The sequence below is a fragment of the Fluviispira sanaruensis genome, assembly GCF_004295685.1.
In the GTDB taxonomy this organism is placed as follows: domain Bacteria; phylum Bdellovibrionota_B; class Oligoflexia; order Silvanigrellales; family Silvanigrellaceae; genus Silvanigrella; species Silvanigrella sanaruensis.
In genome coordinates, this window is record NZ_AP019368.1 from 2,776,851 (window position 1) to 2,788,669 (window position 11,819).

The window sequence follows — 11,819 nt, forward strand, 5'->3', positions numbered from 1 at the left end:
TTATATTACACTCATATCAAAGGAATTTCTCCTTTGAAAATGAAAATCGATTTATGATGCATAAATTTTACGAGATTAAATTATGTTTTTAAAAAAATTAAGACTCATCAAGTTTTTTACATATTTCCTTTTTTTATCTTTTACTTTTATATCTAGCGCAAAATCTTCTAATATAAATAAACAGATAAATGAAAATCCTACTGAGGATGAAATATTTGAAAAGTTAAATTCAAAATTAGATTTAAATCTAACTTTCACAAATCAAAATGGTAAAAAAGAAAGTTTAAAAGAAATATTGGCAGATAAAAAAATACTTATTTTAACATTAAATTATTTTAGCTGCACAACTATGTGTACTTTTCAATTTCTTAATTTATCTAAAGCTCTCCAAAAAATGAATTGGCCCATTGGCAAAGGATTTAAAATAGCTACAATAAGTTTTGACCCGAAAGATACCATTGAAAATTCTAAACTATTAAAAGAAAATTGGTCTCCGAAAACAGGGCAAAAAAATGCTCAATGGGATTTTTATGTCAGTACCCAAGAAAATATTCTCTCACTAACGAAACAATTAAATTTTTATTATAAACCAGACCCAGAAGGAGAAACTTATTCTCACGTAGGAGCTCTCTATTTTATAAAACCCGATGGCACTTTTTATCGCTATCTTTATGGAATTTCTTACGAAGCAGAAGATATTAAACATGCTCTCATCGACACATCTGATGGAGATTTAGGCACTTTTCTTGAAAAACTGCCCCTAAAATTCAAAAAATACCAGCCAAAAATTGGAAAATACGCTCCGAATTAAACTCCTCTTAGTTACCCCAATTCTTCTTTCTTTTCCCAAATACCAAAAAATCAACTTTTTCTCAGATATTGATTTTTAGAGATAAATTGTATACCTAGTCATTTGCACGATTATTGAATTATTATGCAATAATCTCGATTTTTTGTCCTAGATTCATTTTTGAAAGAAAACATTATGTCGCAAGATCTCAGCAAATATCGCAATATTGGTATTATGGCTCACATTGACGCAGGGAAAACAACCACCTCTGAGCGCATTCTCTACTACACAGGCCGCAGTCACAAACTCGGTGAAGTTCATGAAGGTACGGCCACAATGGACTGGATGGTGCAGGAGCAAGAACGTGGAATTACAATTACCTCTGCTGCAACAACGACATTTTGGAAAGATCATAGAATCAATCTTATCGACACCCCTGGCCATGTTGACTTTACAGTAGAAGTCGAACGTTCTCTGCGTGTGCTTGACGGAGCTGTGGCAGTATTTGATGGCGCCAATGGCGTTGAACCACAATCGGAAACTGTTTGGCGCCAGGCGGATAGATATCATGTCCCTCGCATCGCATTTTTAAATAAAATGGATAAAGTGGGCGCAGACCAAGACATGTGCATTCAATCCATGCGCGATAAACTCAATGCCAATGTTGCCTTTGCTCAACTTCCTATTGGAAAAGAAGGCTCTTTTTCGGGCATGATTGACCTTGTCGAAATGCGAGCCTTTATCTGGGTGAACGACGACAAAGACACAACCCCACTTATAAAAGAAATCCCAGAAGATATGCTTGATGACGCTCAAATATATCAACAAGAACTCATAGAAAATCTGGCCGACTTCGATGACACTCTAGCCGAAGCCGTCTTATCGGATAGCAAACCCACAGTCGCGCAGATTAAAAATGCTTTGCGCAATTCTGTCATCAACATGAAAATTGTTCCTGTTTTCGTTGGTTCATCCTTTAGAAATAAAGGTATTCAACCACTGCTCGATGCCGTTGTGGATTACCTTCCCTCACCTGTCGATCTGCCGCCAGTTGAAGGCGTTGAGATTGAAGGTGTCGTTAAAGCAAGCAAACGCGCGCCAAGTGAAGAGGAGCCTTTTTCAGGCATTGTCTTTAAAATCATGACTGACCCATTTGTCGGTGCATTATTTTTTATGCGCATATATTCAGGCTCCATAAAAACGGGCGATGCCATGCACAATACTTTAAAGAATAAAAAAGAACGTGTGACAAAAATACTACGTATGCATGCAAATGATCGTGAAGAATTACAAACAGCCGCTGCGGGAGAGATTGTTGCTGTCGTGGGTCTTAAGTTTGCCACAACTGGAGACACCTTGTGTGACCCACATGCACATATTGCATATGAAGCTATGCGCTTTCCAGATCCTGTGATTTCGCTTGCTATTGAACCCAAAAGCAGTGGAGATTTAGATAAATTAAATCAAAGTCTCAATCGCTTGGCACAGGAAGATCCGTCTTTACGTGTTTCAACGAGCGAAGAAACGGGCCAAGTTCTTATCTCCGGCATGGGTGAATTGCATTTGCAAATTATTGCAGACCGTTTGTTAAGAGAATTTAAAGTCAATGCAAATGTTGGTAATCCTCAAGTTTCATATAGAGAATGTATTTCAATTGCGGCAAAAGGCAGCGATACTTTTTCACGAGCAATTCAAAATAAAACTTTCTCAGCTAAGGTAACAGTAGAAATTGAACCTAATAATGCAAAAACAAGTGTTGAAATCAATGTTCCCGCAAAAGCACAGGTACCAGCGAATATTGTTGCTGCCATCAAAGAATCTTTACAGGGCGCTGTCGGCAGTGGATCACTCTGTGGTTATCCACTTGTTAACTTAAAAGTGAACGTAACGGATTACTCATATGACCCTCAAGCTGTTGATGAAGTCGTCTATAAAGTTGCGGCGAGTAATGCTCTCAGAGCTGCTCTCACTGCAGCAAAACCCGTTATGATGGAACCTATTATGCAGGTAGAAGTTGTTGTCCCACCTGATTTTAGTGGCACAATTGTTTCGGATGTAAACAGTCGACGAGGACATATTTCTGGTCTTGACAACCGTGGGCATTTACAAGTTGTTCATGCCAATATTCCACTTTCAGAACTTTTTGGTTATGAAACAGACATTCGCTCCCTCTCGCAAGGAAGAGCAAGCAGTTCTATGCAGTTTTTACGTTACGAAACTTTACCAAAAAATTTACAAGATAAAATACTTGGTAATTGAGGTAAGGATTTTCTTTTTAAAAAATCCTTACCTCAAAAATATTTTTTATACACTAATTCATATTTTCCAGAAGATTTCCATTCTTTTAAAAATTTATTGAATTCCTCTACGAGATCTTTATCCGCATTACGTGCTGCAACTGCAAAATGCTGATCTTGTGCTTGCGTATTTTTATATCGGAAAATTCCAGGAAATTTTTTTTCAATAAATTTGCCATAAATTGAATCTATAATAATAGCATCGACTTTGTTATTACGAACAGAATTTACAAGATCACCGTATTCATTATATTTGAAAATATGGCTTTTTTGTAAATGTTCCGTTGCATAAAAATCATTTGTTGTTCCTATTTTTACTCCAATTTTAAATAATGGATTATTTAATTTAGCTGCACTTTTTATATTATTTAAAACTTTATTGTCATTTTTGAATAAAAATATAACATTACTCTTAAAATAAGAACCACTAAAAAGAACTGACTTTTTCCTTTTTTCTGTAATAACAAGTCCTGTTGAAATTAAATTACATTTATTTGCACTCAAAGCAGGTATAATTCCATCGATATTATAATTGATAATTTCGATATCTGCTTTCAGATATTCTGCAAAATCTTTCATCATATCAATATCAAAGCCTTCCCAGCCTTTATTTGAATATGACGAAAAAGGAACAAACCCTCCTGCTGTGCAAACCTTAATAAGAGCATCACTTCTTATTTTTTCTAAACTTTGGCCTGAAGCAAGGCTTGTATAAAGTAAATAAAACAAGAGGGTGAAAAATTTAATCATAGCTCCTTAATCTCCTTTTAAATATTTTTCGAATTTTAACTTATATAAATTGGATCGAAAGAAGAAGAACAAATTTTGACCCAAAAAGTGCCCAAAAATATATCAGATTGACATCTTCATTGATTTTTAATAAAAAGAAATGATCATAAAAACACATTTTCTTGTAAAGGAAATTTTTATGAAAATTGTTATGATAAATTTATTTTCTATTTTTTTATTAATTGTCACTTTTCAAGCTAGAGCAAAAGAAGGTAAAGTCACTCCCGCATTAACCCAAGGAGAAAAAATATACGTTGAAAACTGTAATATGTGCCATGGCAAAACTGGAGATGGCAATGGACCAGTTGGAAAAAACTTAGCTCCAAAGCCAAAACATTTAAAAGCATATAATGCTAAACAGATCATAAAAATTTTAACGGATGGGAATGTTTCAATGATGGCGCATTTTAAAGATAGTTTAAGTAAAGCTCAAAAAGAAGCCGTTGCTCAATATTGCGAAAAAACTTTTTCAGACAAATAGCTTGAATCATTTTTTATTCCATATTTTTAGATATGCATCTTTATAATTTGAATTCACTTCCAAACCTTCGAGACCAACTATTTTTTTGAGTGTTTCAGAAGAAAATAAGATAGGCTCAGATACATAACCACTGGGTTTTTCACCTGAAAAAGCTCTATTTAACTCATCAATAATTTGCCATCCTTGTGCATTTAATGGTTCACCAATTGTTGCTTGCTGCTGTGAATCAGCGGATTTAATTCTCTTAAATGCTTTTAATGAACCATCCCCTGCAGCAACGTTGATTATATCCGTTCTTTTGTTACTTTTTAGAGGACCATCCATTTTTATAAAGTAGTAATCATTAATTGCCAAAGTAAAGGTCCATTCCATACCATATTTTGCAATTAAACGTGGAACAGCTTCCGGTACAAGGACATCTGCTTTAGAAAGAGGAATGTCTTCAATCGATAATAGTTTGCATTTTTCACACTTAATCAAGGTGTCTTTCATTTGTTCCGTTTTTGCATTTGCCACAGCAAAACGGCTATCATTAAAAATAATCACCCCAATTTTATCTTTTCCAGAATTGATTATATAATCTGTAGCCATTTTAGCTACAACAATGGGATCTGTAGAAATATTTACAAATAAATCATAATAAGGCCCTGGATTTTCAGATGCATGCCAACCGACTACGGGTATTTTTGCTTTCCGGGCTAGAACTAAAATATCTCTATAATCATCTGGCTGAAAACCGCCTAAAATAATTCCGTCTGGTTTAGAATTAACAGTATCTGATAATCCCTTGCGCAATCTATCTGGATTGCCTTCGCCATCGAAGGTTTTTACTTTCCAGCCAATTTCATCTGCAGCATTTTCAACAGCCTTGTAAACCCCTAAAACCCCCCCATTTTTAAAGTCAGAGGCCACAAATACAACATATTTAGACTTCATTGCTTTCGGGCCATCGACAGGGCCTTTCCACTCTCCTGCTTTGATATCAAAAGACGCTAAAAACATTATTAAAAAGATGCACAAGAAGCGAATGCACTTAGCAAATGTATTCTTCAACATATTGCTCTCCAATGAATTGAAAAATATTATAAAGCTTCTTTGATATCTTGTAATAAATCTTCGCAGTCTTCAATGCCAATGGACAGGCGCAAAAGCGTCTCTTGAATGCCAGCACTTCTTCTTGCTTCTTCTGACATAGATGCATGAGTCATGCTTGCAGGATGAGCTATTAGACTTTCAATCCCCCCCAAAGACTCTGCCAAAGAAAAATATTTAAGTTTTGCAACAAATTCTTTGAGTTCTTGAAATCCCCCTTCAATTTCAAAACTGAGCATGGCTCCAAAGCCATTTTGTTGTTTTTTTGCGATCAAATGATCTTTATGACATTTGAGTCCTGGATAATAAACTTTTTTAATTTTAGGCTGTTCATTTAAATATTCAGCTATTTTAAAAGCGCTTTCCTGTTGCTTTTTAATTCTCACTTCAAGTGTCCGTAAACCTCTCAACGTAAGCCAGCTGTCAAAAGGAGCGCCTGTTAAGCCTGAAGCATTCGCCCACCAAACTAATTTTTCAAAATCATCTTGAGCTTTTGCAACGGCACAGCCTCCAACAACATCACTGTGTCCATTTAAATATTTTGTAGTCGAATGAATAACATAATCAGCGCCCAATTTAAGAGGGCTCTGGCCCAAAGGTGAAAGAAAAGTATTATCTGCGATGACTTTTGCTCCAACTTTATGAGCCAAATCAGCTACTTTTTCAATATCAACAATTCTTAATAAAGGATTGCTGGGAGTTTCAATCCAAACCTGCTTGGGTTTGAGCTCAAGCGCTTTTTTAAATTCATCAGGATCGTGTTGATCTACAAAAATAACATTTATTTGCTCTTTTTCTTTCAACGCATTGAGGAGTCGCCAAGTTCCACCATAACAATCATGTGGTGCTACAACGAGATCACCTTGCTTTAAAACTTGTAAAAGCAAATTGATCGCTGACAAACCTGAAGAAGTCACCACAGCACCATAGCCACCCTCAAGCTGATTGATCGCTTCTGCCAATAAATTTCGAGTTGGATTGCCACTCCGCGTATAATCATATTCTCTTCTTTTACCAATTTCTTCGAAAGCATAGTTTGCTGATAAATAAAGTGGTGGTATAACGGATCCATATTGGGAGTCTGATTCTATTCCTGCACGAACACAATTCGTTACCAACTGAGTATTCATTTAAAATCCCCTTCTAAAAAAAATTAAATTAAAAAATCATTTTACATAATATGTTTTAATATATTTGATATCTTTTCTGTTTCATTTAAATACGAATCATGCCCATAAATAGAATCAAAATCATAAACTTTTGTTTTTGATTTTATTTCTTTTGCAAATTGTGTAATTTGACTGAGAGGGGTTATTTGGTCGGATTTACAACAGATAAGACTCACATGTTTAGAAGAAATTTTCACAGCAGTGACTTTATGCTCGTTAATTGACTTTGAAAGATTCAAAAATCGTTCCGACGAGAATGAAGAAACGAAATCATCACCCTTTTTCTTAAGATAACTCACAACTGAATTGTCATGACAGGCAAATCTCGAATTTATTTCTTCACTGCTTCTGTAAGTGATTATTCCAAGTTGTCTTGCTGTTGCAAGAGCTTCTTTTTCGTTATCTGTTCCTCTATTCAATTCGACTATTTTTTGTTGAATGAGGCGCAGAGCATAGCTTTGCGGAACACTTTCATGCGAAGCACCTAAGGCTATAATATGCTCAATTTTATGTGGATACAATTCTGAAAAAGCTAATGCCACCATTCCACCATAAGAATAGCCAATAAAATATTTTAACTTTTCAACTCCGAGTTGTTTTAATAAAAATGAAATTGCTTCTGCTTGATCATGGGTCTTAACATTAGCAAAATTTAAATAATCAATACTAATAATGCAAAATTTATTGAGATCTATACATTTTTCATAACCAACAATATTGTCCCACCAGCCTTTTATTTGTTTTGCTTGCGATGAAAAAATATATTTAGTTGAAGAAATACCACCTTGAATAACAATTACCGGACCATTTAAATTGCCAGAAATTAAATAATCAATATCGATACTTTGTTTCTGTAAAGACCGATGATAATTTATTTTTCCACACCCAGCCTGAAATAAAACACTCTTTGCCATTTTTACACCTCTTTTATCGGACATAAAAAAGAAAGATCTTCAAAGATTGCTTTTGCAGTACCAACAGGTCCAAGACCTTTACCTAAGTAAACAATTTTTTTATTTCCAGATAAATTATATTGATAAGCCACACTCTCAGGTGTTGTATTTAATGGGGAATATAAATCAATTTCTTCATATTTAACGTTAATACTTCCAAACCTATCAACTCTTCCAACCAAACGTGTGGTTTTACCTTCTTCTTTGCGTTTCTGTAGTAAGTTTGGATTGAGACTTTCTATATGATCTCTCTTTATATTTTCAGGTAATATTTTCAGTCCAAAAACAATTTTAGCCACTATTGCAAGTTTTATTGCTGCATCGGTTCCATCAAAATCAAATGTAGGATCTGCTTCTAGTAAACCAAGTTTGCGCGCTCTCGCAATTCCTTCTTGTAAACTTAATCCCTGTTCAATTTGCTTTATGATTGCAGTCGTTGTTGCATTACCAACAATTGAAATATCTTGACAATTGTTTTTTAATTCTTGCAAATTTTTAACTAAATTAAGACCGGTGCCACCAATGACTGCATTGAGACCTATTTTATCGGGAAATTCTTCGATCAGTTCATCGGCTCCATAAGAAAGCGCATCCTTAGCAGCCCAAATAAGGTAACTACCACGTTTTAAAATTTCGCGAGAACGCATAAGACTTGTTCTAGCATTTTTAAGATCTGTAGGTGTTGCATCTATAACAATATCAGAATGATTTATAAAATCATAGCTGTTATCCGATATATATTCTGCATTTTTATAGGTTGAGAGCTTATATTTATTTTTCCTTTTAATATTTAAAATATTATCAATATCCAGTCCTGTAGAATCATATAAAGTGGATTTAGAATCTGAAGCACCAGTTAATTTATAATTATTTGAATTTAACAGCTCTAAAAAAGAGCTTCCAACATTTCCAACGCCTAAAATATGTATCGTAGAAGGTGCGATTTGCTGAGAAATATGAGACATATGTGTTACTCCAAAAAAAATTTAAAAAGTATATAAAATACTTTTGAACTCTGAAAATCAGAATTCTTTTTATAAAATTGGAGAACCCAGATGAATTACCTAAGAAGTGAGGATCTTTATGGGAGACGTGCATAAATAAAGATAAGCTTATGCACACTCTTTCGATCTCATCTACCGGCAAGCCACAATGGGCATCCGAAGGATTTGGCACCGTTCCAAAATCACTTAAAAAGTGTTTGGAGGTTGCCCCGGCGTCGTAGGGCCTGTCCCTCTGCCGGTCTTGATGAGTCAAGATGTTTTTTACTATACTGAAAAAAATTAAAGACGCAACAGTCAATCTTGAAAAGCGTCAAAATGACCTGAGCGATATATTTTCAAGCGAATCCATCTTTAATTAACAGTGAATTTCTTATCCCCTATGCGCAAAGAATAATTCATTGTTTTCTTCTATACTCTCAATTGCAGCATGACCTGGGAAAATATAGTATTTATTTTTTTCAATAATTATCAACATTTGATAAAGTTTTATTGGATAATACTCTGCTGGCTGTATATAATAATCCATTGGACAAAGATTTGAAATTCTTTTAGCTTCTGATCTATCAACATAAAAAAGTTCTGCTACCAGAGGATTTTTAGTGACAACTTCTCCGCTAATAGCATGAAGCGGTTCTCCCATAACATAGGCAACAGAACGATCTTTTGTCGTTGCCCAAATATAATCAAAAGTATTATCCTTATGCACACAAAGAAGATATTTTTTTTCACCTCGCTTGCTTTTTTGAAAATCTCTAAAAGACTTAGTTTTATTAAATGTTGATGAATATACATAAAATTGAGAAAAAATAGTGAGAAAAAATATTCCTAATTTTAAAAATTTCAATGAATAACTCCTTTTAATTAAAATAAATAGACAATTTTTTCAATCAAATTAATCAAAGCAGAATAGCAGCAAGAGTATCCATATTTAGGTTTGATTCATATATACCTCCACTCTAATGGGTTAAAAAAACCTATACCCTACATTACTTAATAAAATTTTAAGAAAATTCATCTGTATGTTTTTGCGTAATAGTTTTCTTTAATATATTTTTTTAATTTTATAATTTCTTCACATAATTAACCGATTGCCAAACCCGATAATGGGTCTATGTTAGATTGTGTATTGTTAATTTCTTTAATTTCCGAATATCCTGGAAAAATATAATATTCATTTTTTGCTTTAATAAGAATCATTTGATAAAATTTTTTCGAATATAAATCAGTGGGTTGCATATAAAAATCCTTTGAACAAAGGTATACAATATTTTTTAAAGAATCTATATTAACTTTAAAAAGATCCGCCAAAATGGGAGTGTTAAAAGTATTAACTCCCGTTACTTTGTTATGAACATTACCTTGAAAAAATGCTTAGGGGCCATCCATATTATGAGCACAAAAGAAAATTTTACTCTCTTTATCATTCACACAGAGTAGATATTTTACATCTGTGCTGCTCATTTCACGAATCTCATGAGGAGATACAAAAGCATAATTTTGTGAATATGCAAATCACTGTCCGTATACTGCTAGCATAAATAATATTAATTTTAAAATCTTCATAGAAGCTCCTTTCATCTGAGAAAAATTTACCCAATTGCCATTCCAGCTAATAAATCTAAATTGGAATTATTGCTTTTCTTATCACTCACTTCTTCTTGACCAGGAAAAATATAATAATCATTACTTTCACTAATAAACAACATTTGGTATAGCTTTTTTGAATTTGAATCAGCTGGTTGCATATAATAATTTTCAGGACAGATATTTAATATTTCTTTAGCATTTATTATAACGTTCACTTTAAAAAGATCCGTAAAAATAGGTGTGCCTAGTTTATTAATTCCAGTTATTTCATTATGAATTTTTCCACGAACATATGCATAGGAACCACTCGTATTCCTTGCCCAAAAATAAGATGAATTGTCCTGAGCATTTACACAAAGAATATATTTTGTTTCTGCATTCAAAATTTTATACCTTTCATAGGGTGGCATAAATATAACTGGTGCTGAATATGCAAAAGACTGTCCATAGACCGCAAGCAAAGACAACGCTATTTTTACAACCTTCACTAAAAACCCCCATTTTTTTTTAACTTCACGAAAAGTTAAACATTTATAAAAATCCATATTTTATTATATATAATAAATATTAAAAAATTTACTATATAAACAGTATATCAATCAATATAAAATGAAATTCTAGTTTAAGAAAAATATACTCATATTAATTAAAATTTTATTCGAAAATCTTTACCACAATAGACAAAGCAAAACCTCGTTTACACTAAACATTTAAAATTATTAGTCAACCGCATGAGAATATCATAACCATATTCAATGAAAATAATTTAAACAAAATAAAAATATTTGAAAAATTTAATAAAACAATAATTTGACTGTTTTAAAATCTACCCAATACTATCTTTGGATCTAAATTAAGAAAAATATGCATTTTATCTTCATTAAAGGCACTGTAATCCCACAATTAATACCTAAAGCAATACAAAGTAAGTTAAAGGTTTGAGATAGATGTTCCACATCCATCAGTGTTACTCGGTAAGTTCTGGAAACTGGGTATTTCCAATCACTTAATTCAAACCGAGTAGTAAGAAAAACATTTATACTTGAATTTTTAGAAAAACATTGTCCGTCTATTATTTGTGAAATTTCAGAATCACTGATGTTTTCATTTATAAAATTTAAAGAATGCTTTGCTGCGTTGTAATGATAAAGCTTCACTGTCACTATGAATATATCCGAATGTTAAATATAGTAATACGGGTAATTTTTCACCGCTAAGTGTTTCATCGATGAATTCTCGGACTGTTTTTCTTTCTAATAAACTATCCACGAGTTTTGAATGATCTAAAATATTCAATTTAGGTTCTGGTAGCTGAATTCATTAGTCTGATTTTCTTTCATATTCGAAAGATACAACTATTTTGTCATCTATCTCATTACAGTAAGATATATAGTTATCTGAAAATTCTTCTATAGTGAGTATACTATATTTTTTGGGTATACAGCTTTTGCCAATATGAAATATTTTTGTAATTGCTCCCATTTTCCATTCATATAGGCAATATTTTTCAAGTGGAACTAAAATTTTATTTTCAATAAGATCAGACTCTATTTGATTAAATGCATTAAATTCTACAAAATTCATTTAATTTTCTTTTACCATAAAAGTATCCTCGACTCTCATATGCTAAGTTTTTAAATGCCCTGCCTTTTGTTCT

12 protein-coding genes and 1 riboswitch are annotated in these 11,819 nt (G+C 33.0%); of the genes, 3 read left to right on the top strand and 9 right to left on the bottom strand.

Translation table 11 applies throughout. The features are described 5' to 3' along the window. Positions 1-82 precede the first annotated feature (82 nt). The gene (locus tag EZS29_RS11700; protein WP_130610805.1) at positions 83-811 is read left to right on the top strand and encodes an SCO family protein; all 729 of its coding nucleotides are present in this window, start codon (positions 83-85) and stop codon (positions 809-811) included. A 174-nt stretch (positions 812-985) separates the two neighbouring features. Next, positions 986-3,049, top strand: coding sequence for an elongation factor G (gene fusA / locus EZS29_RS11705; RefSeq protein ID WP_130610808.1), 2,064 nt, complete (start codon positions 986-988; stop codon positions 3,047-3,049). A 32-nt stretch (positions 3,050-3,081) separates the two neighbouring features. On the opposite strand, the gene EZS29_RS11710 is transcribed toward fusA, so the two are convergent. Next, the gene (locus tag EZS29_RS11710; RefSeq protein WP_130610811.1) at positions 3,082-3,837 is read right to left on the bottom strand and encodes a substrate-binding periplasmic protein; all 756 of its coding nucleotides are present in this window, start codon (positions 3,835-3,837) and stop codon (positions 3,082-3,084) included. A 178-nt stretch (positions 3,838-4,015) separates the two neighbouring features. On the opposite strand from EZS29_RS11710, the gene EZS29_RS11715 reads away from it, so the two are divergent. After that, positions 4,016-4,357 carry a c-type cytochrome gene (locus tag EZS29_RS11715; protein WP_172603919.1) on the top strand — a complete coding sequence of 114 codons (342 nt, stop codon included), beginning with the start codon at positions 4,016-4,018 and terminating at the stop codon, positions 4,355-4,357. A 6-nt stretch (positions 4,358-4,363) separates the two neighbouring features. Here the strand turns inward: EZS29_RS11715 and EZS29_RS11720 are convergent, their stop codons facing one another. The 8 genes from EZS29_RS11720 to EZS29_RS11750 form a co-directional block, all read right to left on the bottom strand. Next, entirely contained in the window at positions 4,364-5,413 is a 1,050-nt protein-coding gene (locus EZS29_RS11720; protein ID WP_130610817.1) for a substrate-binding domain-containing protein, read from the bottom strand. Between the two features lie 26 nt (positions 5,414-5,439). After that, positions 5,440-6,579, bottom strand: coding sequence for a cystathionine gamma-synthase (gene metB, locus EZS29_RS11725; RefSeq protein WP_130610820.1), 1,140 nt, complete (start codon positions 6,577-6,579; stop codon positions 5,440-5,442). Between the two features lie 41 nt (positions 6,580-6,620). Beyond that, positions 6,621-7,532 (bottom strand): alpha/beta fold hydrolase, encoded by a 912-nt coding sequence (locus EZS29_RS11730; RefSeq protein WP_172603920.1) that lies wholly within the window; start codon positions 7,530-7,532, stop codon positions 6,621-6,623. A gap of 2 nt (positions 7,533-7,534) precedes the next feature. Then, positions 7,535-8,536, bottom strand: coding sequence for a hypothetical protein (locus tag EZS29_RS11735; protein WP_130610826.1), 1,002 nt, complete (start codon positions 8,534-8,536; stop codon positions 7,535-7,537). A 164-nt stretch (positions 8,537-8,700) separates the two neighbouring features. Next, a riboswitch (SAM riboswitch) is annotated at positions 8,701-8,826 on the bottom strand. 119 nt (positions 8,827-8,945) lie between these two features. After that, the gene (locus EZS29_RS11740; RefSeq protein ID WP_130610829.1) at positions 8,946-9,419 is read right to left on the bottom strand and encodes a hypothetical protein; all 474 of its coding nucleotides are present in this window, start codon (positions 9,417-9,419) and stop codon (positions 8,946-8,948) included. Between the two features lie 236 nt (positions 9,420-9,655). Beyond that, on the bottom strand, positions 9,656-9,811 hold the full coding sequence (locus tag EZS29_RS15980) for a hypothetical protein (protein ID WP_172603921.1): 156 nt from the start codon (positions 9,809-9,811) through the stop codon (positions 9,656-9,658). A gap of 353 nt (positions 9,812-10,164) precedes the next feature. Continuing rightward, positions 10,165-10,650 (bottom strand): hypothetical protein, encoded by a 486-nt coding sequence (locus tag EZS29_RS11745; protein WP_130610832.1) that lies wholly within the window; start codon positions 10,648-10,650, stop codon positions 10,165-10,167. A gap of 832 nt (positions 10,651-11,482) precedes the next feature. Beyond that, positions 11,483-11,746, bottom strand: coding sequence for a hypothetical protein (locus EZS29_RS11750; protein ID WP_130610835.1), 264 nt, complete (start codon positions 11,744-11,746; stop codon positions 11,483-11,485). Positions 11,747-11,819: the final 73 nt, after the last annotated feature.

Coding starts and splice junctions, on each gene's coding strand:
- EZS29_RS11700 (WP_130610805.1), top strand. CDS start 83: ATGTTTTTAAAAAAATTAAGACTCATCAAGTTTTTTACATATTTCCTT.
- fusA (WP_130610808.1), top strand. CDS start 986: ATGTCGCAAGATCTCAGCAAATATCGCAATATTGGTATTATGGCTCAC.
- EZS29_RS11710 (WP_130610811.1), bottom strand. CDS start 3,837: ATGATTAAATTTTTCACCCTCTTGTTTTATTTACTTTATACAAGCCTT.
- EZS29_RS11715 (WP_172603919.1), top strand. CDS start 4,016: ATGAAAATTGTTATGATAAATTTATTTTCTATTTTTTTATTAATTGTC.
- EZS29_RS11720 (WP_130610817.1), bottom strand. CDS start 5,413: ATGTTGAAGAATACATTTGCTAAGTGCATTCGCTTCTTGTGCATCTTT.
- metB (WP_130610820.1), bottom strand. CDS start 6,579: ATGAATACTCAGTTGGTAACGAATTGTGTTCGTGCAGGAATAGAATCA.
- EZS29_RS11730 (WP_172603920.1), bottom strand. CDS start 7,532: ATGGCAAAGAGTGTTTTATTTCAGGCTGGGTGTGGAAAAATAAATTAT.
- EZS29_RS11735 (WP_130610826.1), bottom strand. CDS start 8,536: ATGTCTCATATTTCTCAGCAAATCGCACCTTCTACGATACATATTTTA.
- EZS29_RS15980 (WP_172603921.1), bottom strand. CDS start 9,811: ATGCAACCCACTGATTTATATTCGAAAAAATTTTATCAAATGATTCTT.
- EZS29_RS11750 (WP_130610835.1), bottom strand. CDS start 11,746: ATGAATTTTGTAGAATTTAATGCATTTAATCAAATAGAGTCTGATCTT.